Raw genomic sequence first — 23,061 nt, 5'->3', positions numbered from 1 at the left:
TGAGCCCTCACCGGCAGGCTCTCTGCCATGGACAACGCAATGACGAACCGCAGCGTGCTGATCTCCGGTGCCTCCGTCGCCGGCCCCGCCCTCGCCTACTGGCTCCACCGCCACGGCTTCACCCCCACCATCGTGGAGCGTGCCCCCGCGCTGCGCGACGGCGGCTACGCCGTCGACTTCCGGGGTGAGGCGCACCTGTCGATCCTGCGCCGGATGGGCATCCTGGACGACATCGAACGCGCCCGCACCGGCATGGGCTCCATGTCGTACGTCAACAGCGCCGGCAAGCCGCTGGCCAAGATGCCCGCCGACCTGTTCGCCGGAGACGTCGAGATCCTCCGCGGCGACCTGGCCCGCATCCTCTACGACGCCACCAAGGAGCACACCGAGTATGTCTTCGGCGACTCGATCACCTCGCTCACCGAGGACGCCCACGGGGTGACGGTCACCTTCGAACGTGGCGCGCCGCGCCGGTTCGACCTGGTCGTCGGCGCCGACGGCCTGCATTCCATCACCCGCCGCCTGGCCTTCGGACCCGAGGAGGACTATGTCAGGCACCTGGGGCTCTACTGCGCGATCTTCACCACCGCCAACCACCTCGGTCTCGACCACACCGGCCACGTCTACCGCACCGCCAACAAGCTGGTGGCGATGTACAGCGCGCGCCGCAACACCGAGGCCAAGGCCGTCTTCTACTTCGGCTCGCCGATCCTGGACCTGGACCGCCGCGACGTGGCCCGGCAGCAGGCCGTCCTCGCCGACCAGTTCGCCGGCAACGGCTGGCAGAGCGATCGGCTGCTTCGGGAGATGCGCGTCGCGCCGGACTTCTACTTCGACTCGGTCGGCCAGGTCCGCATGGACTCCTGGACCCGAGGGCGGGTCGCTCTGGTAGGCGACGCCGCCTACTGCCCGTCCTCCCTGTCCGGGATGGGGTCCGGCCTCGCCCTGGTCGGCGCGTACGTCCTGGCGGGCGAACTGGCCGCCGCGCACGGCGACCACCGCGTCGCGTTCGCCGCCTACGAGCGGGAGATGCGCGAGTACGCGGAGGGCTGCCAGAAGATGGGCGACGGCGTGGCCAAGCTCATGGTCCCCGGCAGCCGATTCCTGGCCTCGGCCCTCAACCGCTACTACAAGATCATGCCCTACCTGCCGGGAAGGAACATGCCCGCCAAGATCGCCCGCAAGACCGCCGAGAACATCACCCTCCGCGACTACGCCGAAGTCAGCGCAGCTCGACGGTGACGTCTGCCTCGGCGAACATGCCGAGCAGATCGTCCAGGGTGAAGGCCGGATGCCAGGAGCGCAGGTCGTACGCGGGCCGGTCGTATCCGGGAACGAGACGGCGGCGGGCCACGTGGAACAGCGCGGCACCGGCCCACTCGTGCCGCAGGCCGCGGCTCCTCGCCCCGGCTGTCATCGCCCCGGCCGCGGAGAAGGAAGCCCTGCGCGTCCGGCGGTCGCGCGGGCGGATTCCCAGCCAGATGCGGGGGCGGTCAGAACAGGGCCAGGCCAAGGGTGAACAGGGCGCCGAAGACCAGTTGCAGGCGGCCGGTCTGCTGGAGCGTCGCGATGAGCGCGGGACCGGTCGCCCCCGAGCGGACCGTCCTGATCGGGGCCACCACGAGGGGGAGCGCCAGGACGGTCAGCGCGGCGAAGGGCCGCACCGGCACCAGGGCGAGCGCGAACACGAAGGGCAGCACCAGGGTCGCCGAGTAGGCCAGACGCGTGCGGCTGTCACCGAGCACCACGGCCAGCGTGCGCTTGCCGGAGGGGCCGTCGGTCACGATGTCGCGGAGGTTGTTGACCATGAGGAGCGCGCAGGCGAGCAGCCCCACGGGTACGGCCGCGGCCAGCGAGAGCCAGGTCAGCCGCTCCACCTGGACGTACGTCGTCCCGGCGACGGCCACGACGCCGAAGAACACGAAGACCGAGATCTCCCCGAGCGCGCGGTAGCCGTACGGGCGGGAGCCTCCCGTGTAGAACCAGGCCGCCAGGATGGAGGCGAGGCCGACGAGGAGCAGCCACCACGCGCGGGTGGCGACCACCAGGACGAGCCCGGCGACCGCGGCGGCGAGGAAGCAGCCGAGGGCGGCGGCGAGCACCTGCTTCGGGGCCGCGACGCCCGAGCCGACCAGCCGCAGGGGCCCCACGCGGTCCTTGTCGGTGCCTTTCACGCCGTCGCTGTAGTCGTTGGCGTAGTTGACCCCGATCTGCAGCGCCAGCGCGACGAACAGCGCGAGCAGGGCTCGCCACCAGATCGCGCCGTCCTCCGCGACGGCGGCGCCGGTGCCGACGGCGACCGGGACGACGGCGGCGGGCAGCGTACGGGGGCGTGCGCCCGCTAACCATTGAGCTGGGGTGGCCACGTGACTCCCTTTTCCTACCTGTGCGTAGCCGGTGAAGGCGTACCTAGTTTGGCCAATCCCCTGTCAAGTCGTGACAGCGGGGTTGGCGGAGGCGACGCCGCCGGGGGCGGAAGCCGTACGGACGGGCGGAAAGGGAGGTCACTCAGCTGATGTCGGTGGTGAGGCGGATCATCCTGATCGGGCGGCCCATGTCGAGAACGCGCTCGGCCTCGTCCTCGCCCCAGCCGGCCGACTCAAGGAAGCCGATCATCGGGTGGTTGTCGGCGAAGACCCAGGTGACAACCGTGTTGTAGCCGTCCTCGCGCAGGTGGTCGACGGTGGCGTTGAGCAGCCTGCTGCCGTGTCCGCGCCTGATGTGGTTGGGATCGACGAGCAACGTCATCAACTCGGCCGTGGTGGCCGGGTGCAGATCGGGGTCCTCGGCGGGTCCGTGCGACGCCAGCCCCACGACCCGGTCGGAGGCACGCTGCGCCGCGGTCGCCAGGATGCCGCCGGGGCCGAGCGCGGTGAACGCGTCGGTGTCGGGCACCACCCGCTCGACGGCGACGAGCAGACGGTGACGGGGCGTGGGCGGCGAGAGGATCGCCTCCTCCCACTGGCGGCGCCACATCTTCTCCGCCGCCGGCCCGGTCATCTGCTCCAACGGGATCGGTGGCAGGAAGTCGCGATAAACCGCCTTCCACGCCCGGATCTGGGTGCTGGTCACCGCGTCGACGTCCTCGAGGCGGGCAGCTCTAACACCCATTCGGCGGGCTCCTTTCTTAGCCTGTAACACCGTACTGGTCAGGAGGGCCTCGGCGTACCTTCCGCCTGGCGTCGTGCCCGATATGCCCGGGTTTTTGTGCGGTTTCCGCAGACGCGCATGGAGCACCAGGAGCGAGACCGGTTTTTCGAGGAGTCGATGAACGCCCATTGACAGGTGCTCTCGGCGCAGACCTTCAGGCGTGGCCAGGTGCCGTCGGCGTGGGCGGCCGGGATCAGCGCCGCGAGCCGCGTGAGCCCGCCCGCCACTCCGGACCTCACGGGCTCGAGCGCCGGCGTCCCCGCCGAGAGCGTCACGCGGGCCGGCAGTCCCGCCAGCGCCGCGTCCAGCCCCTCCGGAACCTCGTACGGACCTCCGTCGTGGTTGCCGCGCAGCGCGGCCCGCAGTCCTTCGCGCAGCTGGGTCGCCACCGCGAGGTCCTCGTCGGCGGCGCGGTCGTCGTCGCCGATCAGCCCGCGTTCGCGCAGCCAGACGGACAGTTCGGCCGGCGAGGCCAGCTCGTCGGCGTCTCCCTCGACGTCGTAGGTGTTCACGAAGTCGCGGAGCAGCTCCGCCGGGCCCGTCATGATCGATCACCCCTCGTGACCACTGTACGACAGTCGGAGGTCGCGAAATACCAACACCATCGCAAGCGTTTCACTGGTGTTGGTCTATTCCTGGGAGGATTCCATGCGTGTCGGCTACCTGGCCTATCTGGCATCGCGAAACAAGGAGCGCCGCGAGCGCCTGTCGGAGGAGCGCCGGCGGGAGGGGGCGCCGATGACCCAGGGATCTAGAGTCCGAGCCGCCGCACCGCGGTCCGCCAGTTCTTGGCGATAGCCTGCTGCGCCTTGGCGAGCGGCACCTCGCCGTGGCACACGGCCCTCCACAGGGTGAGCTCGACCGCGTCCTTGTCGGCCGGGGTCTTGCCCTTGCCCGCCAGAACCGGCTGGGGCCACAGGTTCTTCGCGCTCTTGGGCGACCCGCCCAGGGACAGCGGGATGAGGTGGTCCTCCTTGTAGTGCGACGGCTTCCTGTCCGCGTAGCCGTACTGGGCGATCTGCGTGACGCGCAGCGCGGCGGCGTAGCTCGCCGGAGGCGCGACCTTTCTGCTGTAGCCGGGGGTGCAGATCGTGGACTTGATCGTCTCCTGGGTGACGGCGGGGTCACGCGTCCCCGGCTGGCACTTCGGGTCCGGCAGCGGCAGGTACTTCTGGGAGCACTTCGACCCCGCCGGCTTCGCGGTCGGCGTGGGTTTCGGGGTCGGCTTCGGGGTCGGCTTGGCCGTCGGCTCCTGTGCCGCGCCGCCGGAGGAGCCGGCCGGCTTCCACCGCCAGTAGGAGCCGTCCTGCACACACCGGTAGGAGTCGCCGTCCTCCGAGGTTCCGTTCCTGCCGTGCGCCGCCGCCGGGCAGAAGGCGCCGGGCGTGACGCATTCCCAGTGGTCCCCGACCTGGTGGTAGCAGCCCGCCGAGGCGGAGGAAGTCCCGGTGGGGGCGGCCTCGGCGGCGAACGGTAAGACGAGCAGGCCGGCTGACGCGAGCACGGCGCATAACGCGATCAACAGAGAGCGGACGCGCACGGTGTCTCCTCTGTGAGGGGGTTGAAGGGCGACAGAGAAAAGACGACTCAGCCGGGGCGAAGGTTCACCAGTGGGACTGATGTGGCTCCCGGGACAGGATCGGGGCGAGGCGGCGGATGCCCTCTTCCAGCTCGGGCAGGCCGGTCGCGGCCGTGTGGGTCAGCCGCAGCCGCGGTCCCGGGGGCTCGGCGGGGTAGTAGATGCGCCCCGGGCTCACCAGCACGCCCCGTGCCTGCGCCGCCTCGACCACCTCCGCCTCGTCGGTGCCGGGCGGCAGCCGTACCCAGACGTGCAGGCCACCGGGAGGCGCCAGGTGCACCTCGGCGGCCGGCGCGTGGCGGGCGAGCCCGGCCAGCAACGTGGCCTGCCGCACGCCGATCTCCTGCCGGACGGTGCCGAGGTGGCGCCGCCAGGCGGTGGAGCCCACGAACTCCACGGCCGTCTCCTGCAGGGGCCGGGCGACGAAGAACGACTCCACCACCTGGCAGGCCCGCAGCCGGTGCGCGGCCGGGCCCCGCGCGGTCAGGCCCGCCACCCGCAGACTGGGCGATGTGATCTTGCTCAGCGACAGGATGTGGACCACCGTGCCGTGGGCGTCCATGGTCACCATGGGCGGAGGGACCGGTCCTGTGGCCAGATATCGCGCGTAGTCGTCCTCGATCACGAACGCCCCCGCCGCCCGGGCTACGGCGAGCACCTGCTCCCTGCGCTCGCGGGTCAGCGTCGCCCCGGTGGGGTTGTGCAGCGTCGGCTGGCAGTAGAAGACCCGCGCCCCCGTCATCGCGAACGCCTCCGCCAGGAGATCGGGCCGCACGCCGTCCTTGTCGAGCGGCACCGCGCTCGCACGCAGCCCGGCCGCCTTGGCCGCCGCGAGCGCGCCCGGGTAGGTGGGGGTCTCGACGAGGATCGGCGAGCCGGGAGCCGCCAGCGCGCGGAACGCGAGAGTGAGCGCCGACTGCCCGCCGCTCACCACGAGCACGTCGTTCTGCGTCACCGCGCCGCCGACCTCCGTGGCGAACCACCGGCGCAGCTCCGGCAGGCCGTTCAGCGGCGGCATGCTCCACGCCTCCGGCCGGCGTACGGCTCTCGCGGCCGCCGCGGCCAGCGCCTTGACCGGGCGCAGCTCGGGGTTGAGATAGCCGCCCGTGAGCGGCACGACGCCGTCGGGGGGCTGGGCCAGCAGGCTCGCCGTCGCCGAGTCGTCCACCACCCGGTCGCCCAGGGCCACGGTCTGCCACGACAGGTCGGGCGCCTCCGCGACCGGCCGCCGGGCCGGGGCCACGAACACGCCCGCGCCGGGACGGGTGACGACCCGGCCCTCCGCCGCGAGCTGCGCGATCGCCCGCGAGACCGTCACCGGGCCCACGCCGTGGCGGCGCATGATCTCCCTGCTGGACGGCAGCCGTTCGCCCGGCCGCGACCGTTCCGTCTCCTCCCGGAGTATCGCGGCGAGACGGACGATACTGCTATCGTCGTGCATGAAAGCTGACGATAGCGCTATTGACCTCCTTTCGATAGCGGACGCCCCCGCCGCGAATGCCCCTCGCCGTCTGGCATGGCGGGGCAGCCTCCTGGCGGGCGCGGGCGTCCTGTCGTTCTCGGGGTCGTTTCCCGCGACCGTTTTCGCGATGCGGGGGTTCGATCCGTACCTCGTCGCGATCGGGCGCGCCGCGCTCGCGGCGCTCGCCGCGGTGATCTGCCTGAAGGCCGCCGGGGCGCCGCTCCTGCCGCCCCGCGCCCACCTGCGGTCGTACGTGCTGATCGCGCTGGGCGTGGTCCTCGGCTTCCCGCTGTTCAGCGGTCTGGCCCTGGACGGCGGGGCGAGCACGGCCCACTCCGCCGTCGTCATCGGCCTGCTCCCGGCCGCCACAGCCGCGTTCGCCGTGCTGAGGGCGGGGGAGCGGCCGAAACCCCTGTTCTGGGTGGCCTGCGCGGCCGGCGCGCTGTCGATCACCGTGTTCACGCTGACCCGGGGGACCGGCCGCTTCGCCGGGGCCGACGTGCTGCTCGTGCTCGCCCTGCTGTCGGCCGCCGTCGGCTACACCGAGGGCGGGCGCCTCGCGCGGGAGACCCCCGGCTGGCGCGTCATCTCGTACGCCCTGGTGCTCGCGGCCCCGCTCACCGTGCCCGTGACGGCGGTGCTGGCGATCACCACGCCCATGGGGCCCTCGGCCGAGTCTCTGGCCGGGTTCGCGTACGTCGGGCTGGTGTCGATGTTCCTCGGGTTCATCCCGTGGTATGCCGGGCTCGCGATGGGCGGGATCGCCCGTGCCGGGCAGATCCAGCTCGCCCAGCCGCTGATCACGCTGGTGTGGGCCTGGCTGCTGCTGCACGAGGAGATCGGCGTCGCGACGATCGCGGCGGCCCTGGCCGTGCTCGTGTGCGTGGCGGTCACGCAAGCCAGCCGCGGGCGGCGCGGTGTGGGCACTTGATTGGTGTGACGGCACGGCGCAGGATGAGGCTGAGAGTGTTACAAGGTGAGGCGGGTCACACGCACGCGGGATGGTGAGGCGATGTCGGACGTCGTGGTTCCTGAGGGTGGTTTCTGGCCGGCGCCCGAGATCCCGCAGCCCAACATCTACCCGATGGAGTGGCGGGTGGAGACCGAGAAGCTCGCGGCGATCTACGAGAAGTCCAAGCGGATGGTCTGGAACCCCGCCGACCTGCCGTGGAACCTGCTCGACCCCGGCGAGTTCACGGCCGAGCAGCGGCTGGGGATCATGTACTGGTTCTCCGTGCTGGCCAACTTCGACGCCTCAGGCCCGGCCGTCTTCGCCCGCGCCACCATCCAGGCGTTCGAGAAGCACGAGGAGGATCCCGTACGCAAGTGCTTCTTCTCGATCACCCGTGACGAGATGAACCACGAGGAGTGCTGCCAGCGCACGATCGCGCGGCTGTGGCCCGGCGGCCCGCTCGACTGGCAGCCCTCCACCGACCTGGAACGGGCGGCGCACAACAACATCGGCTGGCTCTACCACAACGGCGGGCGCTACTGGAACGGCTACAACGCGGCCGTGGGCAAGTACTCGCTCGCCGTGCTGTTCACGAGCTTCATGATGGGAGAGATGGCGGCCTCGACGCTGTTCCGGGGGATGGCCTCCGGCACCGAGCACCCCCTGTTCTCGGACATGTTCCACAAGATCGGCCGGGACGAGTCCCGGCACCTCCAGATCTGCATGACGATCCTGGAGAACGAGTGGCCCGGGCTCACCGACGACGTACGCGGCCTGATCACGCGGCAGCTGCGCGCCGGGTTCGTGTTCCTGTCGATGATCCTGTGGGAGCCGCCCGAGGGCTTCTGGGAGCTGCCGCCGTACTTCCTGCACAACCACCGCGTGCTGATGGACCACGCGCGGGAGGGCGGCCTCGGCGTGCTGTCGTACGAGGAGCAGGCCGACAACTGGCGGCTGGCGATGGCCCGTGTACGCGCGATCGTCGAGCGGTGGGGGATCGAGTTCCCCGCGATCCCGGAACTCGACATCGACGGTGTGGATGTCGACGTCATCGACCCGGAGGACATCATCCCGGTGTTCTGACCCCTATCGGACGGCGGAACGCAGCGCCGCGATCAGCGCGACGACGGCGGGGTGACCGCCGGCGCCCCGGCGGAAGGCGACACGGGTGCGGCGGCGCATCGACAGCGCGGTCAGCGTGACGCCTTCTGGCGGGTCGGCGGTGCCCAGCTCCGGCACGAGCGCCACGCCCTGCCCGACGGCGACCATCGCCAGGACCGTCGCGAAGTCGTCGATGTGGTGGCGTACGCGAGGGGAGAAACCGGCCGCCTGGCAGGCGCGCACGGTCATCGCGTGGCAGAGCGTGCCGGGGGTGGAGGCGATCCACGGCGCGTCCCGGCAGGTGAGGAGCGTGGCCGCGTCCCCCTCCCCGCTCACGGTGTGCACGGTGGCCAGGTACATGGGTTCGTCGAGGAGGGGGACGGCGTCCAGGGCGAGGTCGGGCTCGGCCGGGACGAAGTCGTACTCGTGGACCAGGGCGACATCGAGCTCACCGGCGCGCAGGCGCGGCGCGACCTCGGCCGGGTCGACCTCGTCCACCATCGGATCCAGGCCCGGGTGGCTGCGGGCGAGCGCCGCCAGGGCCGAGGGGAGGATGGCGCGGGTCGCCGTGGGAAAGGCGCCGATCCGCACGGTCCCGGCCAGGTTGGTTCCGGACGGGTCGGTCCTGGCCGCGGCGAGTTCCGCCGCGGCCTGCTCCAGCCGTTCGAGGACGGCCTCCGCGTGCCGCACCAGCGCCACGCCGGCGGGGGTGAGCACGACCCGGCGGCCGGTGCGCTCCAGCAGTGCGACCCCCGCCTCGCGTTCCAGCGCGGCGAGCTGCTGGGAGACGGCCGAGGGGGTGAACGTCAGCGCCTCGGCCACGGCCGCGATCGTGCCACGGTAGGCGAGCTCACGAAGCAGGCGGAGCCTGCGGACATCGAGCATCAGTTCAGCTTAACGGTTTCGACAGAAATGCGAACTGGACCTACACGGTTGCTCGCCGGAAGGATCGCGGTATGACTCTTTCCGGCATCCATATCCCGCTGATCACCCCGTTCGCCGAGGACGGCGAGATCGCGTTCGACGCGCTCCAGGACCTGGCATACGGCGTGCTCGACGACGGCGCGTCCGGGCTCGTCGCGCTCGGCACCACCGCGGAGGTCGCCACGCTCACCGAGGAGGAACGGCGCGCGGTGATCGAACTCTGCGCCGGGGTATGCCGCGAACGGGGCGCGACGCTCACCGTCGGCGCGGGGTCGGCCGACACGCGGAGCACGGCCGAGGCGCTGCGCGCCCTCAAGGGGGAGGCGGACGCGGCGCTGGTGACGGTTCCGGCGTTCGTCCGCCCGTCCGAGGCCGGCGTGCTCGCCCACTTCACCGCGCTGGCCGAGCAGACCCCGGTGCCGCTGGTCGTGTACAACATCCCCTATCGAACGGGGCAGTCGGTGGGCGCGGCCACGCTGCGCCGGCTGGGCGCGCTGCCCATGGTGGCCGGGGTCAAGCACGCGGTCGGCGGCGTCGACCTCGACACGGTCGCCCTGCTCGCCGACCCGCCGGCGGACTTCGCGGTGCTCGCCGGGGACGACCCGTTCCTGTCCGCGCTGCTCGCCCTGGGCGCCGCCGGCGGCATCCTCGCCTCCGCCCACCTGCGCACCGGCGAATTCGCCGAGCTCTTCCGGGCGTGGCGGGCCGGAGAGGCCGAGCACGCCCGCGCCCTCGGTCACCGGCTGTCGCTCATGTCGGCGGCCATGTTCGCCGAGCCCAATCCGACCGTCCTGAAGGGCGTCCTCCACGCGCAGGGCCGCATTCCCACCGCCGCCGTACGGCTCCCGCTCGTCCCGGCGAGTCAGGCGTCGATCGAGACCGCCCTGCGGACACTGTGACCGCCCGGAGGTGACGCCAGCAGGACTCTTGGAGATAATCCGCAAGCGGACGAATTGGTAGCCTGGGTGCATGACCGCCATGGCACCCTCGCGTAACGAGCCCGACCTGTCCTTCCTGCTCGACCACACCAGCCACGTGCTGCGAACGCAGATGGCGGCGGCCCTCGCCGAGATCGGCCTGACGGCGCGCATGCACTGCGTGCTCGTCCACGCGCTGCAGGAGGAGCGCACGCAGATCCAGCTCGCCGAGCTCGGCGACATGGACAAGACCACGATGGTGGTCACCCTCGACGCTCTGGAGAAGGCCGGCCTCGCCGAGCGCCGCCCGTCCAGCACCGACCGGCGCGCCCGGATCGTCGCGGTCACGGAGAAGGGCGCGCAGGTGGCGAAGCGGAGCCAGGAGGTCGTCGACGGCGTCCACCGGGCCGCCCTCGGATCGCTGCCGGAGGAAGAGGCGGAGGTGCTGGTACGCGCGCTCAACCGGCTGGTCACGGGGCATCTGGCCACGGCGGTGGAGGCGCCGCAGCCGGTCAGGCGGGCGCGTCACCGCGGATGATTGGTCCGTAGGGGATCGTCTGCAACGAAACTATCTGCTACGGTTTCTCCTGTTCCTCATGAACAGGAGGCGACTCATGTCGCGTATATCCCGATCCCGGTGGCTCGTGCTGGGCGTGCTGTCCGCCACGATGCTGATGACGGTGCTCGACGGCAGCATCGTGACCGTGGCCATGCCCGCCATCCAGCGGGATCTCGGCTTCGCGCCCGCCGAACTGAGCTGGACCGTGAACGCCTACCTCATCGCGTATGGGGGACTGCTCCTGCTGGCGGGCCGGCTGGGCGACCTGATCGGACGCCGGGCCATGTTCCTGGCGGGCAACGCCGTCTTCGCCGCCGCCTCCCTGCTGGCCGGAGCCGCCACCGGGCCGGGGACGCTGATCGGCGCCCGGTTCCTTCAAGGCGTCGGCAGCGCCATGGCCTCGGCTGTCGTGCTCGGCATCCTGGTGACGACCTTCACGGACGCGGGGGAGCGGGCGAAGGCCATTGGCGTCTTCAGCTTCACCGGCGCCGCCGGGGCGTCGCTGGGCCAGGTGCTCGGCGGAGTCCTCACCGACGCGCTGGGCTGGAACTACATCTTCCTCGTCAACGTGCCGATCGGCGTGGTCACGATCGCGCTGGCGGTCCGGGCGCTGCCCGCCGAGAGGGGGCTCGGGCTGTCGGCGGGCGCGGACGCCGTCGGCGCCCTGCTGGTCACGGCCGGTCTCATGCTGGGCATCTACGCCGTGGTCCAGATCGAGCGGTATGGCCTGCGCTCCCTGTGGTTCGGCGCGGTTGCGCTCGTGCTGCTGGCCGCGTTCCTCGTCCGCCAGGCGACCGCCCGGACCCCGCTCATGCCGCTGCGGATCCTCCGCTCGCGCGCCGTCGCCGGGGCCAACCTGGTGCAGGTCCTGACGCTGGGCGCGATGTTCGCCTTCCAGATCATGGTGGCGCTCTTCATGCAGCAGGTGCTCCGGTATGGCGCGCTCGACACCGGCCTGGCCATGCTCCCGGCGGCGCTGGCCATCGCGGGGGTGTCGCTGTTCGTGTCCCCACGGCTGAGCACCCGCTTCGGCGCGCGTGCCGTGCTGCTGGGCGGTCTGGTGCTCCTGATCGGCGCGATGGCCTGGCTCACCCGCGTCCCTGTCGACGCCCGCTACGTGACCGACCTGCTCCCCGTGATGGTGCTCATCATGGGCGGGGGCCTGGTGCTTCCGGCCCTGACCGCGCTCGGCATGTCCGGCGCCCGTTCCGACGACGCGGGCCTGGTCTCGGGGTTCTTCAACACGACCCAGCAGGTCGGGATGGCCGTCGGCGTCGCGCTGCTGTCCACGCTGGCCGCCTCCCGCACGGAGGGGCTGCTGGCGGGCGGGGCGAGCGAGGCGGTCGCGCTGACCGGCGGTTACCGGCTGGCCTTCACGGTCTCCCTCGTCCTGCTGGTCAGCGCCCTCGTGGCCGCGTACGTCGTCCTGCGACGGCCCCGAGTGGGTGTGGAGCAGGCGGCGGAGCTCCAGCCCGAGCGAGTCTGAGGGCTGCCGCCCCCCAGGGTCCTGTGACTCCAACGAAACGGCCCCCGGCTGTCACCGGCCGGGGGCCGTGTGGCGTCCTCTCCCGTGCGACCAGTGCTCACGGAGGCAGCGATGCGCGTTCCCTCGCAGGCCATGCGCGCACCCGCGGTGCGGGTGACGACCCGCGCCCACCTCACGCACTGCCTCGCCCGGCCGGTGAGTGACGGTGACCGCGCCCCCGCGCGACCGGCTTCCGTACGGCGACGCGTTCGTCGCCGGTCTGTCCCCGACTACGGAGCCATGGTGGATTCCCAGACCTTTCTCGTCCTCGCCGGAGCCTTCTTCGGCATCTGGCTCGTCTCCGACTACGTACGCAACTACCTGTCCAGATGCCCCAAGTGCAAGGGGAGCGGCACGCTCAAGGCCACCTGGTGGTCCGGGCGATACCGGCCCTGCCCGCGCTGCGGACGCAAGGGAGAGGTCCCGCACGCCTTCGGCCCCAAGAGCTGAGCCGGCGGGAAACAACGCTTTCCAGATGATCCATTGTCAGGCTGCTCCTGACGGTCTAGCCTTTCGGGCGGGCGTCAGGAATAGCCTGACACGTTATCCCCTTGGAGGCGACATGCCGGCTCCTTCTCTGGCGGAACAGGACATCCGCTGCTCGTTCTGCTCCAAGCCGAAGACCGACGTGGCCAAGATGATCGCCGGTGCCGGCGTCCACATCTGCAACGAATGCGTCGGGCTCTGCGCCGAGATCCTGGCGGCCCAGTCCGTCGAGACGCCGGAGATTCCGTACGCCGAGAGCATGACCGTCGAGCAGATCCTGGAGTTCCTTCCGCGTATCGCCGAGGTGAGTACGCAGGTAGAGGACAACCTGCGGGTCTGGGTGCATCGGGCGCGCGACCGGGGCGCCACCTGGGCCAGGATCGGTGCTGCACTCGGCATGACCAGGCAGTCCGCCTGGGAGAGGTTCTCCGGCGAGGAGTGACGCGGGGCCGGTCGTGTCCTCGAGGTTCAGGTGCACTTGGCGCCGTTGACGCTGAAGAACGCCGGTGCCGGATTGGTTCCGGTGTTCGTGCCGGTGAAGCCGATGTACACGGTCCGCCCGGGAGCGAGGTCCTTGTTCCACTCGTAGCCCTGGGCGTCCACACCGCTCCCGCTCTGGGTCCACTGAGCCGACCAGCCGGAGGTCACGTGCTGGCCGCCCGAGGGGAAGACCTTTCGCATCCGCATCCCCCCGCGTCGCATGGCCGCGTCTCCCGGGAGGATCTTTCGCGGCCGAGAGCCCGTCGACAGTGCGCCTTCACCCCACCGCCGGTGCCGCTGGTAGGGGCGAGAGGACGATGAAACTTTCGTCCGTCATCCGAGGCCCGGGACTGTCGGTGTGACCTGCCACCATGGCCCGCGTGACGACGACCGACCCCTTGATCCCGTTCCAGTGGCTCAACGTGTCCGAGTCCGAGGGCGGCGGCCGGCTGGGTGTGATCTTCAGTGTGGCCTTCTTCCGCGGGCTCGACCCGGCGGAGGTCGTGCGCCGCTTCAGCCGCGGCGAGGACTCGGGCCGGGAGTCGGACTTCGCCGAGCTCGACGACAAGGTGTACGAGTTCCTCGAGGAGACGGACGGCGGAGACGGCGGTGGCCACGTGGGCGTCTTCCCGGCCGGTGAGTGGTGCGTGGCCATCGAGCCCTTCGGCTGGATGGTCACGCTCCCCGAGGTGCTGACCCCGCTGTCCCGAGGCTGCGAGGTGGTGGCGATCAACCGGCACGACTACGCCGCCGAGCACAGTTTCGAGTACGCGATCGACGGCACGGTCGTCACCGGCTACCGGCTGCGGCACCCGTACGAGCGTCACGGCTCCGACCCCGACCGGCTCAACGGCTTCATGCGTGAGTTGGGCATGTGCCTGGACAGGCCGGAGGACGACGACGCGTGGGACGCCGTCTGGGAGGACAACTACGCCACCGCCGTGCCGAGGGGCTTCGCCCTGGCGGCGAAGATCACCGGGGTGTCGTTCACGCGGGACATGTTGGGCCGCCCGATGCTCGTGGGGCCCATCCTGGAAAGGTGATCGGCTCGTGGACGACCGCGCGTCCCGCTGAAATGTCGGCGGCGCGAACTAGGGTTCGGCCATGACAGCGGGTGGGACTCGCTGCGCATGCCGTCCCGCGCAGCGGGACTGTTGCCGCCGAGAGGCGTGCGCCCGGCGCGGCGGCTGAGCATCGGACTCCCGTCAGGGCACGAGCACGATCTTGCCCATGGCGGCCCTGTCCTCCATGCGCCGGTGTGCCTTCGCGGCTTCCGCGAGTGGGAGCACGGTGTCGACCTGCGGGAGGAGGCGACCCTCGGCGACCATGCCCAGCACGTCCGCGCGGGCGGCTAGCACCTCCTGGGCCCAGGCGTCCATGCCGCCGCAGCCCACGAGGGTCAGCCCGCGCCGCAGGAGGTCCATGGGAGCGATGCCGGGCGCGCCGTTGAGGACGCCGTAGAGCATGATCCGGCCGCTGCCGGGTGTGAGCGCGTCCAGCAGTCGCCCGGCCGAGGCGCCGCCGAGGGATTCGAAGACCACGTCCACCGTCCCGCCGTCGAGAGCGTCGCGCACCCCGTCGGGCCAGTCCGGGTCCGAGTGGTCGAGCACCTGGTCGGCGCCCAAGGCCCGTGCCCTGAGTCGCTTGGCCTCGCTGGCCGCCGTCCCGATCACCCGGCCGGCGCCCGACTCCCTGGCGAGCAGGGTCAGGTAGCCGCCGGTGCCGCCTCCCGCCGCTTCGATCAGCACGTTCTCCGTTCCGTTCAGGCGCGCCGCCCGTAGCAGGGCCAGCGCCAACGCCCCCTGCACGGCCACGGCGACGGCGTCCGTCGCCGTCACCTCATCGGGAATGAGGGTGAGAGCACCCGCGTCCGCCGCCACGTACTCGGCGTACGCGCCGCTCGCGCCGTCCAGGTTCATGACGTGTGCGCGGGCGCCGGACAGGGACGGGTCCACCCCCTCCCCGACCTCGGTGACCGTCCCTGCGGCCTCGAAGCCGAACACCGCCGGAAGCGGCGTGGGGAAGGGGAACGCGCCCCCGCGCAGCAGGGTGTCGGCGTAGCCGACGCCCACCGCCTCCGTCCGTACGAGCACCTGCCCGGGGCCCGCGGTGGGCGTGGGGACCTCTTCCAGCCGAAGGACCTCGGGTCCGCCGCTCTCGTGCATCACGATCGCACGCATGTGTTTCCCCTCTTGCCAGAGATAACTGGACCATAGGTCAAGTTGATGTGAGCGCTACTATATGGACCGCTGGTCAAGTTGTCTATCGAGAGGGCACGAGTGGGCGAACAGCGGCGCGAGCGCGCTGATGCGGCGCGAAATCGGCGCGCGATCCTGGAGGCGGCGGAGGAACTGCTGCGGCTGCACCGGCCCGACGAGGTGTCGATCGAGCAGGTCGCGGCGGCCGCGGGCGTGGGCAAGGGCACGGTGTTCCACCGTTTCGGCAGCCGGGCCGGGCTGATGCTCGCGCTGATGGAGGAACGCGCACAGGAGTTGAGCGAGGCCATCGCCGCCGGTCCCCCTCCGCTGGGTCCGGGGGCGCCGCCGCACGAGAGGATCCTGGCCTTCCTCGACGCCATGGTGGCTCTCGCCTCGCGTAACGTCGGCCTGATCACGGCGCACGAACACGCCGTGGCCACGCAGAGAAGCGCGGCCGGTCCCCGGGAGGCCAACCCGGTCTACCGGCGGTGGCATGCTCATGTCTCGGAGCTGATCGCGCGGGCGCGCCCGGACTTGGACGCCACGCTCGTCGCCCACCTCCTCATCGGCTCGCTGCACAATGAACCGGTGGCGCGGCTGCTGCTCGACGGTGAGTCCGAGCGGCTCGCCGCCGGACTGCGGTCGCTCGCGGCGTCCCTGCTCGGCCCCGGCTCGGGCCCGGTGCAGTAGAGATCACGGTGCAGTAGAGATCACGGTGCAGTGAGATCGGCGGCGCGATCTGCTCACGCCCCTCGGCGATGCCCATGGTGCTGATGTACACGGCGTCGGGCGCGTAACAGTCCAGTACGTCGTAGAGGTCGTGACAGTTGATCGCCGCGAAGAGTCTGTCCTTGAGTTCTCGAGCGCTCGGCATCGTCCTGGCCACCTCCTTGGCGCCCGGCGTCCGGCAGCGCCGCAGAGACCCAGCTCAAATCTGACAAGCGCTTCGTCGTCGGTTCCTCGAACGTGCCACCGGCCAAGGCGGCGGGTGGCGGGTGGGCCGGCGCGAACTCGGGGCGGGCCGTGCCGTGATCGCGGCCTCGTGGCGCCCTGTGGCGTAATGTGCAATATCCGTGTCATTGACGCCATGAAGCCCTGCTCGGAAGCATTGGGGCATGCAGCGACGCGTGGTCATCGTGGTCTTCGATGGCTTCCAGATGTTCGACCTCGCCGGTCCGGCCGACGTCTTCGCCACGGCGGGACTGTTCGCTCCGGAGCCCGGCTACCGGGTCGAGGTGGCGGCCGTGCGCGCCGGAGCCGTGCCTGCGCAGAACGGGATCGTGACCCTCGCGGAGACCGCGCTGGGCGAGGTCGAGGGGCCGATCGAGACGCTACTGGTCGTGGGCGGGCTATCCGTGCCGGAGCACCTGGGCGACCAGGAACTGGTCATGGGCATCGCCCGGCTGGCGGCGGAGGCCCGGCGCGTCGCCTCCGTCTGCAACGGGAGCTTCCTCCTCGCGGAGGCCGGGCTGCTCGGCGGCAGGCGCGCGACCACCCACTGGCTGGTCGCGGGGGAGATGGCCGACCGCTACCCGGACGTCGAGGTGGACGCCGATCCCATCTACATCCGCGACGGGAACGTCTGGACTTCGGCCGGGGTCAGCTCGGGAGTGGATCTCGCCCTGGCGCTCGTGGCCGACGACCACGGCCACACGCTCGCCCGCAACGTCGCTCGCGGACTCGTGGTGTACCTGCACCGCCCGGGCGGGCAGAGCCAGTTCAGCGCCCCCATGCGGGCCGCCGTCCCGCGCGCCGAGCCGCTGCGCGAGATCCAGGCGTTCATCGACGCCAACCCGGCCGAGGACCTGAGCGTGCCCGCGCTGGCCCGGAGGGCCGGGATGAGCGAGCGGCACTTCTCCCGCGTCTTCACCGAGCAGACCGGGGTCTCACCCGGCAGGTATGTCGAACGCAGCAGGGCCGACGCCGCCCGGCGGCTGCTGGAGACCACCGGCCATCCCCTGGACCGGGTGGCCAGGGAGTCGGGGCTCGGCGTTCCCGAGACCCTCTATCGGGTCTTCCGCCGCCATTGGCGTGTCTCACCAGGCGACTACCGCCGCCGGTTCCGATCGAAGGAAGGCAGCAGATCATGAACATCGCGATCCCCCTCTATCCCCGGTTCACCGCGCTCGACGCCGTCGGGCCTTACACGGTGCTCGCCTTCGCGCCGGGCTGCACGGTCACGTTCGTCGCGGCCGAGCCCGGGCCCGTGCTCGACGACCGGGGGAGCCTGAGTCTCGCGGCCACCGCGTCGTACGGCGACCTGCCCGCGCCGGACGTGGTCGTCGTGCCGGGAGGACCCGGGACGATCGAGGCGCTGTCCGACACGGAGCTGCTCGGCTGGATCGCGCGGGCCCACGAGGGCACCCGGTGGACGACCTCGGTGTGCAGCGGCTCGTTCCTGCTGGGCGCGGCTGGGCTGCTGAAGGGCCGCAGGGCGACGACCCACTGGGGATGGCTCGACCAGCTCGCCGGATTCGGCGCCGAGCCGGTCAGCGAACGCGTGGTGATCGACGGCAAGGTCGTGACGGCGGCGGGTGTGTCCTCCGGCATCGACATGGCCCTGACCCTGCTGGCCGAGATGCGCGACGAGGAGACGGCGCAGGCCGTGCAGCTCGCGATCGAGTACGACCCGCGGCCGCCCTTCGCCGCCGGCAACCCGAAGACCGCTCCGGCGGGCCTGAGCGACAAGGCGATGGCCCTCATCGGCTGAGCCGTTCCATCCGGCGGGCTTCGGACAGGCGCCTCCTGATGATGGTCTCGACCACGACCAGGTTGACGATCCAGCCCAGCGTCTGGCCGATCGGGATCACCGAGGTCGCGAGCTCTCCCATCGATCCCGGGTCGGCTCCGCGGAAGGGGATCTGGACCAGCAGGAGCAGGGGCACGAGGACGCGCGCGGTGACGGCGAGGAACGTCAGGGCGTAGTTGCGCATCATCCAGTCGCGGTGACTGTCGAAGTCGCGCCGGCGGGCGGCCCGATACGCGAGGCCACCGGTGATCAGCCACAGGACGGCCGCGGTCGTGAGGCCGATCTGCGTCATGAGTCGGCCCGACCACAGCGCGACCGGGATCGTGGCCGCCGCGGACGGCAGCACCCCGGCGAGGAGATAGACCCGGCCGAGGGTCCGGTGGATCCGCCCGCGCGCCCGCACCGCGGGCATGAACTGCAGGGAGCCGAGTACGAGCGCCACCGCGGCGGTCCAGATATGACCGACCAGAACGTAGTAGTGCAGGCTGTCACGCACATCGAGGCGGCTGTCGTCTGCGTCAAGGCCCAGGTAGGGATAGACGAGCACCGAGGTGGCGACAACCGCCACGATCAACAGCAGCCAAGCCGTACGTCTCCGCATGACCGCAGCCTGGCAATCACAGGCTGATCTGGCATCCGCCCCCGGATGGCCGCTCGCGTACGAAAGTCGGCGTACGGACTCTGTCGCCTTGCGGTGGACGAACTCGACGGCGGCTCCTCATTCGGCGCGAAGCACTCCGGCGCGAAGCGCTCCCGCCTACGCGGGGCGTGATCAGTCTTCGGTCGGCCGGTTCTCCGGGGGAGACACGTAGGAGCCGCGTTGGGGAACGGTGTAGACCCAGCCTTCCTCGCGAAGTACGGCTATGGCTCGACGCACGGCTTCGCGGGCTACGCCATATCGATGCACCAAGCTCGTCTCGCTCGGCACCGAACGGCGGGGTGCCAAACTTCCCTGTCGTATTCGCTCGACGATTTCCTGAGCGATCTGCCGGTAAGCAGGGTTCGAGCGAGGCGCTGCGGCCCTTGCATCGGAAGCGCCGGCAAACGTTCCCTGGCCGGGGACCGTGTATACGAGACCGTCATTCCGAAGTACCCGCAGAGCCCGGCGTGCGGTGGTTCGCGCCACGCCGAACTCGCGCTGAATGGCCGCCTCGCTGGGGACCGGGGAGCCGGGTGGGAGGTCTTCGATCCGCCGACGCAGGATCTCGGTCACCTGAAGGTAGAGATGCGTGTCGCCGTCGTGGTCAAGCACACCACCACGTTAGGAGTCGGCCGCCCCGATCGGACGCCTCTTCTCGAATCGCATGGTCAGTCCTTTGGCCAGTCATCCGGAGATGACACATAAGTGCCGCGATGAGGGACGGTGAAGACGTAGCCCTGGTCCCGGAGGAATCCGACGGCCAGTCGCACGGTCACCTTGGCCACGCCGTACTGCTTCATGAGCGCCTTCTCGCTGGGGATGGCGCGATTCGGCGTGAATTCCTGCCGTCGGATGCGCTGCGCGACCTCTTCGGCGATCTCCTGGTAGAGGGGTTTCTTGCGGCGCGCACGCGGAGTGGCCTGATCGCCGACGAAGGTGCCCTCGCCCTGAACCGTGTAGACGAGACCTTGCTCGCGTAGCTCCCGAGCGACCCGGCGTGCCGTCGTCCTCGCTATACCGTACTCGGCCTCGAGTTGCGCCTCGCTCGGCATGGGATTGCCCGGGGCCAGCTCGCCGCTGTCGATGCGTTCTCGAAGGATCTCGGCGATCTGCTTGTAGACAGGTACGGGTCCATCTCGGTCGAGCACGATCAAACCATAGACCGAACCAGACATCGTCGCACAAAATGCAACATCTTAAGGCCCTGGCAGATACGTGCTGTAGACCGGCGGTAACGGTAGGACTTATAGTGACGATCCTGCTACTCATCGTGGGGCACTCGGCGCCAGGCGGTGTCGGTGACGATCACGTGGTCGAGGAAGCGGAGGCCGACGGTGTCGGCGGCCTCGTGGAGGCGGGCCGTGACCTCGACGTCGGCGGGGCTGGGGTCGAGCGATCCGCTCGGGTGGTTGTGGGCGAGGCCGAAGGCGGCCCCGCCGGAGAGGAGGACGGTCGTGACGATGTCGCGGACGGGCGCGGGGGTGTGGTCGCTGCCGCCCTCGGTGACCACGGTCCGGCGCAGCACGGCGCCGCGGCCGTCGCACACGACCACGACGAGCCGCTCGCGCGGCTGTCCGTGCAGCAGGGGAGCGGCAGCCGAAGCGATGTCGGCCGAGCAGGTGATCCGGCTTCGCTCCGGCTCCGCCTGGGCCCGCCGTACGAGATGGAACGCGGCCGCCACGCGGGCGGCCTTGGCGGGACCCACGCCAGGGACGGCGAGCAGCCGATGTGCCTCGGAGCGGGCCAGCTCGCCGAGGTCGCCGCAGTGGGCGATGAGCTGGGAGGCGAGCTCGACGGCGCTCACGCCCCTGCTGCCCGAGCCGAGCAGCAGGGCGAGCAACTCCCTGTCGGCGAGCGCGGCGGCTCCCGACGCCAGCAGCCGCTCACGCGGCTGGTCGGCCAGGGGCATGTCCTTGACGCGCATCGGCACCTCCGGATGGGGGATCCGGATCGGTTGTACCAGTGGGCACCGACAGTCAGAGGGGACTGGGAATGCCGTAGACCAGGCGGAATCTGTCGCCGGGCACCACGGCGTCGCTGGTCTCCACCGGACGCTCCCCGGCCCAGTACGTGCGCTCGATCTGGAGCACCTGGACGCCGGCGGGCAGCTCGAGCAGGTCGCTCTCGGTCGGCTGGGGCACGCGGATGAGCACGGTCTCGCTGATCTCGGTGAGCGGCAGGCCGCTCGCCACGAGCCGGAAGGCCGCGCTCCTGCGTTCGTACGTGCCCTCCTCGGGCGCCTGGCTCTGGCCTGGCTCGACCGGTTCGTACGAGGTGAGCAACTGCACCGGGCGGCCGTCCCCGCGGAAGACGTAGCGGGTCCTGATCACGGGGCTGCACTCCCCGACGCGCAACCGGTGGGCGATGTCGGGAGGGGCGTCGGCGAGCTCGCTGCGCCAGCTCCAGCTGGGTTGTCGTCCGCCCGCCTGCATGTCGTTGGCGAAGGCGGCGTGCGGTTCGGGGAGGCGGCTGCGGTGGAGCGGGAGCAGGATCGGTTTCTCCCGCACCCGGTGCCCGGAGCCCACGCGGCCGATGATGAGGCCCTCCTGGGCGAGCACGCGCAGCGCGTGGCGGGCGGCCGTCTCACCGACGCTGTACTTCCGGGTGATCTGGTGCCGCGAGGGGATCGGTGCGCCCGGGGGGAGCGTGCCGTCGACGATCTGGCGGCGAATGTCCTCGACTACGCGCAGGTAGACCGGATCAGAGTTTGCCATCAATCCATCCCTGAGGGGGTGACGGGTCCTCCAAATCTTGGCGTATTCGCCGGGCGACCGAGAGTGACGGAGATGGCCTGTGACTCCAACTTTGCCTGGTGAAAGGGCTGCTAATGGGTGATTGTGCCGCTAAGCGGCCAGGTGCTGATATTCCCCTCCCGCCGCCCTATCACGGCATCCATGCCAGCCCTCCCAGGGACGGGCATAAGAAGATCAGCTGGATGAATCCCACCAATCGGAGCGATCGCGTGCGGGTGCGCCGCCACACGTGTGAGTGCAAGGCGACGATCTACGAGCTGTGCGCGGCGGGCGGGCTGTTGTTCATCCGGCGGACGACGCGGGGCAAGAAGGTGGAGATCCGCGAGACCGAGCGGCTCGTCGCCACGCGGATGGAGGAGCTGTGGGTGAGGCTCCTCTCGGGGGAGGTCCACTGATCCGCCCCGGCGTTTCCCGCCGAGGCTCTGCCGCCGGCCCCCGAAGGCACCCCAGGGGTGCAGAAGCCGCTGTTCGCGGCCTTCCGGAAAAAATTCGTCAGCGATGTGTAACGTCCGCGTAAGGCGCGGCGATTCCCGGTTAGAGGTCGCTGATGTGTGTACCCCCGAGCACATATCGGCGGCCTCTTCCGCTGCCTGCGGCGTCCGCGGGGCGGTACTGGACATAACGGGGTGGCGAGGTCCATCACTCCTGCGGATCCGGGTACCGTTCGGTCTATGGCATCGCCTACTGGAACCTCCGACGCCCCATTCGGCCGCACGCTGACCGCGATGGTCACGCCGTTCACCTCTGACGGCGCCGTCGACTACGAGGGCGTCCAGCGGCTCGCCGCCTATCTCGTGGACGAGCAGCGCAACGACGGCCTGGTCGTCAGCGGCACCACGGGGGAGTCCCCCACCACCTCCGACGAGGAGAAGGACCGGATCCTCCGTGCGGTCGTCGAGGCCGTGGGCGACCGGGCCGCCGTCGTGGCCGGCGCCGGTACGAACGACACGCGGCACAGCGTCGAGCTGGCCAAGGCCGCGGAGCGCGCGGGTGCGCACGGTCTCCTGGTGGTGACGCCGTACTACAACAAACCGCCGCAGGAGGGCCTGCTCCGGCACTTCACGGCCGTCGCGGACGCGACCGGCCTTCCGGTGATGCTGTACGACATTCCCGGCCGCGCCGGGGTGCCCATCACGATCGAGACCCTGTTCCGGCTGGCCGAGCACCCGCGCATCGCCGCCGTCAAGGACGCCAAGGGCGACCTGTTCGCGGGCTCGCAGGTGATGGCCTCCACCGACCTCGTCTTCTACTCCGGCGACGACCTGCTGAACCTGCCGTGGCTCTCGGTCGGCGCGGCGGGATACGTCAGCGTGGTGGGCCACGTGGTGGGCGCCGAGCTGGCCTCGATGGTCGATTCCTACCGGTCCGGTGATGTCGAGAACGCACTGGCCGTCCACCGTCAGCTCCTCCCGGTGGTCTCGGCGATCATGACACGCACCCAGGGCGCGATCATGGTCAAGGCGGCGCTGAAGCTGGTGGGTCAGGACGCCGGGTACGTCCGCCCGCCGCTCGTGGACGCCACGGAGGAGCAGATCACAGCGCTTCGGGAGGACCTCATCACGGGGGGCCTCAAGCTTGTGGATTAG

General features: G+C 70.7%; 28 protein-coding genes. 14 read left to right on the top strand and 14 right to left on the bottom strand.

What is annotated here, in order from left to right; all coding sequences use genetic code 11:
- Positions 1-27 precede the first annotated feature (27 nt).
- Positions 28-1,242 (top strand): FAD-dependent monooxygenase, encoded by a 1,215-nt coding sequence (locus HHX35_RS04265; RefSeq protein ID WP_259404701.1) that lies wholly within the window; start codon positions 28-30, stop codon positions 1,240-1,242.
- On the opposite strand, the gene HHX35_RS04260 is transcribed toward HHX35_RS04265, so the two are convergent.
- The 6 genes from HHX35_RS04260 to HHX35_RS04235 form a co-directional block, all read right to left on the bottom strand.
- On the bottom strand, positions 1,223-1,417 hold the full coding sequence (locus HHX35_RS04260; RefSeq protein ID WP_182897637.1) for a hypothetical protein: 195 nt from the start codon (positions 1,415-1,417) through the stop codon (positions 1,223-1,225). The two genes, HHX35_RS04265 and HHX35_RS04260, sit on opposite strands and share 20 nt — an antisense overlap.
- Before the next feature lie 76 nt (positions 1,418-1,493).
- The gene (locus HHX35_RS04255; RefSeq protein ID WP_182897636.1) at positions 1,494-2,366 is read right to left on the bottom strand and encodes a 1,4-dihydroxy-2-naphthoate polyprenyltransferase; all 873 of its coding nucleotides are present in this window, start codon (positions 2,364-2,366) and stop codon (positions 1,494-1,496) included.
- A gap of 142 nt (positions 2,367-2,508) precedes the next feature.
- Positions 2,509-3,111, bottom strand: coding sequence for a GNAT family N-acetyltransferase (locus tag HHX35_RS04250; RefSeq protein WP_030510708.1), 603 nt, complete (start codon positions 3,109-3,111; stop codon positions 2,509-2,511).
- 38 nt (positions 3,112-3,149) lie between these two features.
- Positions 3,150-3,695 carry a CGNR zinc finger domain-containing protein gene (locus HHX35_RS04245; RefSeq protein ID WP_182897635.1) on the bottom strand — a complete coding sequence of 182 codons (546 nt, stop codon included), beginning with the start codon at positions 3,693-3,695 and terminating at the stop codon, positions 3,150-3,152.
- 206 nt (positions 3,696-3,901) lie between these two features.
- Positions 3,902-4,690: a hypothetical protein gene (locus tag HHX35_RS04240; RefSeq protein WP_182897634.1), complete on the bottom strand. Its 789-nt coding sequence runs from the start codon at positions 4,688-4,690 to the stop codon at positions 3,902-3,904.
- Between the two features lie 64 nt (positions 4,691-4,754).
- Positions 4,755-6,170, bottom strand: a complete 1,416-nt coding sequence (locus HHX35_RS04235) for a PLP-dependent aminotransferase family protein (protein ID WP_182897633.1) — start codon at positions 6,168-6,170, stop codon at positions 4,755-4,757.
- On the opposite strand from HHX35_RS04235, the gene HHX35_RS04230 reads away from it, so the two are divergent.
- Together HHX35_RS04230 and HHX35_RS04225 are read left to right on the top strand one after the other, a co-directional pair.
- Positions 6,169-7,122, top strand: coding sequence for a DMT family transporter (locus HHX35_RS04230; RefSeq protein WP_182897632.1), 954 nt, complete (start codon positions 6,169-6,171; stop codon positions 7,120-7,122). The two genes, HHX35_RS04235 and HHX35_RS04230, sit on opposite strands and share 2 nt — an antisense overlap.
- Positions 7,123-7,203: 81 nt before the next feature.
- Positions 7,204-8,226, top strand: coding sequence for a hypothetical protein (locus HHX35_RS04225; RefSeq protein ID WP_142558388.1), 1,023 nt, complete (start codon positions 7,204-7,206; stop codon positions 8,224-8,226).
- A gap of 3 nt (positions 8,227-8,229) precedes the next feature.
- Here HHX35_RS04225 and HHX35_RS04220 read toward each other — a convergent pair whose 3' ends face one another.
- A complete protein-coding gene (locus HHX35_RS04220; protein ID WP_182897631.1) occupies positions 8,230-9,129 on the bottom strand; it encodes a LysR family transcriptional regulator in 900 nt (299 codons plus the stop codon).
- Positions 9,130-9,200: 71 nt separating this feature from the next.
- On the opposite strand from HHX35_RS04220, the gene HHX35_RS04215 reads away from it, so the two are divergent.
- The 5 genes from HHX35_RS04215 to HHX35_RS04195 all read left to right on the top strand — a co-directional run bounded on the left by HHX35_RS04215 (position 9,201) and on the right by HHX35_RS04195 (position 13,097).
- The gene (locus tag HHX35_RS04215; RefSeq protein ID WP_182897630.1) at positions 9,201-10,067 is read left to right on the top strand and encodes a dihydrodipicolinate synthase family protein; all 867 of its coding nucleotides are present in this window, start codon (positions 9,201-9,203) and stop codon (positions 10,065-10,067) included.
- 70 nt (positions 10,068-10,137) lie between these two features.
- Entirely contained in the window at positions 10,138-10,623 is a 486-nt protein-coding gene (locus HHX35_RS04210) for a MarR family winged helix-turn-helix transcriptional regulator (RefSeq protein WP_139576081.1), read from the top strand.
- Between the two features lie 76 nt (positions 10,624-10,699).
- Entirely contained in the window at positions 10,700-12,130 is a 1,431-nt protein-coding gene (locus HHX35_RS04205) for an MFS transporter (protein ID WP_220504921.1), read from the top strand.
- Positions 12,131-12,241: 111 nt separating this feature from the next.
- On the top strand, positions 12,242-12,619 hold the full coding sequence (locus HHX35_RS04200) for a hypothetical protein (protein ID WP_182897628.1): 378 nt from the start codon (positions 12,242-12,244) through the stop codon (positions 12,617-12,619).
- 112 nt (positions 12,620-12,731) lie between these two features.
- A complete protein-coding gene (locus tag HHX35_RS04195; RefSeq protein WP_182897627.1) occupies positions 12,732-13,097 on the top strand; it encodes a ClpX C4-type zinc finger protein in 366 nt (121 codons plus the stop codon).
- 26 nt (positions 13,098-13,123) lie between these two features.
- Here the strand turns inward: HHX35_RS04195 and HHX35_RS04190 are convergent, their stop codons facing one another.
- On the bottom strand, positions 13,124-13,336 hold the full coding sequence (locus HHX35_RS04190; RefSeq protein ID WP_220504920.1) for a cellulose binding domain-containing protein: 213 nt from the start codon (positions 13,334-13,336) through the stop codon (positions 13,124-13,126).
- 179 nt (positions 13,337-13,515) lie between these two features.
- Between HHX35_RS04190 and HHX35_RS04185 the strand changes: the two genes are divergently transcribed.
- Positions 13,516-14,178 carry a DUF6461 domain-containing protein gene (locus tag HHX35_RS04185; RefSeq protein ID WP_182897625.1) on the top strand — a complete coding sequence of 221 codons (663 nt, stop codon included), beginning with the start codon at positions 13,516-13,518 and terminating at the stop codon, positions 14,176-14,178.
- A 162-nt stretch (positions 14,179-14,340) separates the two neighbouring features.
- Here HHX35_RS04185 and HHX35_RS04180 read toward each other — a convergent pair whose 3' ends face one another.
- Positions 14,341-15,315 carry a zinc-binding dehydrogenase gene (locus tag HHX35_RS04180; protein WP_182897624.1) on the bottom strand — a complete coding sequence of 325 codons (975 nt, stop codon included), beginning with the start codon at positions 15,313-15,315 and terminating at the stop codon, positions 14,341-14,343.
- 78 nt (positions 15,316-15,393) lie between these two features.
- On the opposite strand from HHX35_RS04180, the gene HHX35_RS04175 reads away from it, so the two are divergent.
- From HHX35_RS04175 to HHX35_RS04165, 3 genes are all read left to right on the top strand, one after another.
- Positions 15,394-16,023, top strand: coding sequence for a TetR/AcrR family transcriptional regulator (locus tag HHX35_RS04175; RefSeq protein WP_220504918.1), 630 nt, complete (start codon positions 15,394-15,396; stop codon positions 16,021-16,023).
- A 425-nt stretch (positions 16,024-16,448) separates the two neighbouring features.
- Positions 16,449-17,423, top strand: coding sequence for a GlxA family transcriptional regulator (locus tag HHX35_RS04170; protein WP_182897623.1), 975 nt, complete (start codon positions 16,449-16,451; stop codon positions 17,421-17,423).
- Positions 17,420-18,043, top strand: coding sequence for a DJ-1/PfpI family protein (locus HHX35_RS04165; protein WP_182897622.1), 624 nt, complete (start codon positions 17,420-17,422; stop codon positions 18,041-18,043). Before HHX35_RS04170 ends, HHX35_RS04165 begins: the two co-directional genes overlap by 4 nt.
- On the opposite strand, the gene HHX35_RS04160 is transcribed toward HHX35_RS04165, so the two are convergent.
- From HHX35_RS04160 to HHX35_RS04140, 5 genes are all read right to left on the bottom strand, one after another.
- Positions 18,033-18,683, bottom strand: a complete 651-nt coding sequence (locus HHX35_RS04160; protein ID WP_182897621.1) for a DUF2306 domain-containing protein — start codon at positions 18,681-18,683, stop codon at positions 18,033-18,035. The genes HHX35_RS04165 and HHX35_RS04160 overlap by 11 nt on opposite strands.
- A 171-nt stretch (positions 18,684-18,854) precedes the next feature.
- Positions 18,855-19,334 carry a winged helix-turn-helix domain-containing protein gene (locus HHX35_RS04155; protein WP_182897620.1) on the bottom strand — a complete coding sequence of 160 codons (480 nt, stop codon included), beginning with the start codon at positions 19,332-19,334 and terminating at the stop codon, positions 18,855-18,857.
- 56 nt (positions 19,335-19,390) lie between these two features.
- The gene (locus HHX35_RS04150; RefSeq protein WP_182897619.1) at positions 19,391-19,897 is read right to left on the bottom strand and encodes a GntR family transcriptional regulator; all 507 of its coding nucleotides are present in this window, start codon (positions 19,895-19,897) and stop codon (positions 19,391-19,393) included.
- 86 nt (positions 19,898-19,983) lie between these two features.
- Positions 19,984-20,646, bottom strand: a complete 663-nt coding sequence (locus HHX35_RS04145) for a RadC family protein (protein WP_182897618.1) — start codon at positions 20,644-20,646, stop codon at positions 19,984-19,986.
- A gap of 52 nt (positions 20,647-20,698) precedes the next feature.
- Entirely contained in the window at positions 20,699-21,436 is a 738-nt protein-coding gene (locus HHX35_RS04140; RefSeq protein ID WP_139576095.1) for a GntR family transcriptional regulator, read from the bottom strand.
- Positions 21,437-21,657: 221 nt separating this feature from the next.
- On the opposite strand from HHX35_RS04140, the gene HHX35_RS04135 reads away from it, so the two are divergent.
- Positions 21,658-21,870, top strand: a complete 213-nt coding sequence (locus tag HHX35_RS04135) for a hypothetical protein (RefSeq protein ID WP_259404700.1) — start codon at positions 21,658-21,660, stop codon at positions 21,868-21,870.
- A 276-nt stretch (positions 21,871-22,146) separates the two neighbouring features.
- Entirely contained in the window at positions 22,147-23,061 is a 915-nt protein-coding gene (dapA, locus tag HHX35_RS04130; protein WP_182897617.1) for a 4-hydroxy-tetrahydrodipicolinate synthase, read from the top strand.

Origin of the sequence: Microbispora sp. H10830 (assembly GCF_014161375.1) — a bacterium.
Lineage (GTDB): Bacteria > Actinomycetota > Actinomycetes > Streptosporangiales > Streptosporangiaceae > Microbispora > Microbispora catharanthi.
This window is presented reverse-complemented; position numbering and strand designations above follow the sequence as displayed.

Excerpts from the sequence above, each read along its gene's own strand:
- HHX35_RS04265 (WP_259404701.1), top strand. The coding sequence starts at position 28 with ATGGACAACGCAATGACGAACCGCAGCGTGCTGATCTCCGGTGCCTCC.
- HHX35_RS04260 (WP_182897637.1), bottom strand. The coding sequence starts at position 1,417 with ATGACAGCCGGGGCGAGGAGCCGCGGCCTGCGGCACGAGTGGGCCGGT.
- HHX35_RS04250 (WP_030510708.1), bottom strand. The coding sequence starts at position 3,111 with ATGGGTGTTAGAGCTGCCCGCCTCGAGGACGTCGACGCGGTGACCAGC.
- HHX35_RS04245 (WP_182897635.1), bottom strand. The coding sequence starts at position 3,695 with ATGACGGGCCCGGCGGAGCTGCTCCGCGACTTCGTGAACACCTACGAC.
- HHX35_RS04230 (WP_182897632.1), top strand. The coding sequence starts at position 6,169 with ATGAAAGCTGACGATAGCGCTATTGACCTCCTTTCGATAGCGGACGCC.
- HHX35_RS04235 (WP_182897633.1), bottom strand. The coding sequence starts at position 6,170 with ATGCACGACGATAGCAGTATCGTCCGTCTCGCCGCGATACTCCGGGAG.
- HHX35_RS04225 (WP_142558388.1), top strand. The coding sequence starts at position 7,204 with ATGTCGGACGTCGTGGTTCCTGAGGGTGGTTTCTGGCCGGCGCCCGAG.
- HHX35_RS04220 (WP_182897631.1), bottom strand. The coding sequence starts at position 9,129 with ATGCTCGATGTCCGCAGGCTCCGCCTGCTTCGTGAGCTCGCCTACCGT.
- HHX35_RS04215 (WP_182897630.1), top strand. The coding sequence starts at position 9,201 with ATGACTCTTTCCGGCATCCATATCCCGCTGATCACCCCGTTCGCCGAG.
- HHX35_RS04210 (WP_139576081.1), top strand. The coding sequence starts at position 10,138 with ATGACCGCCATGGCACCCTCGCGTAACGAGCCCGACCTGTCCTTCCTG.
- HHX35_RS04205 (WP_220504921.1), top strand. The coding sequence starts at position 10,700 with ATGTCGCGTATATCCCGATCCCGGTGGCTCGTGCTGGGCGTGCTGTCC.
- HHX35_RS04200 (WP_182897628.1), top strand. The coding sequence starts at position 12,242 with ATGCGCGTTCCCTCGCAGGCCATGCGCGCACCCGCGGTGCGGGTGACG.
- HHX35_RS04195 (WP_182897627.1), top strand. The coding sequence starts at position 12,732 with ATGCCGGCTCCTTCTCTGGCGGAACAGGACATCCGCTGCTCGTTCTGC.
- HHX35_RS04190 (WP_220504920.1), bottom strand. The coding sequence starts at position 13,336 with ATGCGAAAGGTCTTCCCCTCGGGCGGCCAGCACGTGACCTCCGGCTGG.
- HHX35_RS04180 (WP_182897624.1), bottom strand. The coding sequence starts at position 15,315 with ATGCGTGCGATCGTGATGCACGAGAGCGGCGGACCCGAGGTCCTTCGG.
- HHX35_RS04170 (WP_182897623.1), top strand. The coding sequence starts at position 16,449 with ATGCAGCGACGCGTGGTCATCGTGGTCTTCGATGGCTTCCAGATGTTC.
- HHX35_RS04165 (WP_182897622.1), top strand. The coding sequence starts at position 17,420 with ATGAACATCGCGATCCCCCTCTATCCCCGGTTCACCGCGCTCGACGCC.
- HHX35_RS04160 (WP_182897621.1), bottom strand. The coding sequence starts at position 18,683 with ATGCGGAGACGTACGGCTTGGCTGCTGTTGATCGTGGCGGTTGTCGCC.
- HHX35_RS04150 (WP_182897619.1), bottom strand. The coding sequence starts at position 19,897 with ATGTCTGGTTCGGTCTATGGTTTGATCGTGCTCGACCGAGATGGACCC.
- HHX35_RS04145 (WP_182897618.1), bottom strand. The coding sequence starts at position 20,646 with ATGCGCGTCAAGGACATGCCCCTGGCCGACCAGCCGCGTGAGCGGCTG.
- HHX35_RS04140 (WP_139576095.1), bottom strand. The coding sequence starts at position 21,436 with ATGGCAAACTCTGATCCGGTCTACCTGCGCGTAGTCGAGGACATTCGC.
- HHX35_RS04135 (WP_259404700.1), top strand. The coding sequence starts at position 21,658 with ATGAATCCCACCAATCGGAGCGATCGCGTGCGGGTGCGCCGCCACACG.
- dapA (WP_182897617.1), top strand. The coding sequence starts at position 22,147 with ATGGCATCGCCTACTGGAACCTCCGACGCCCCATTCGGCCGCACGCTG.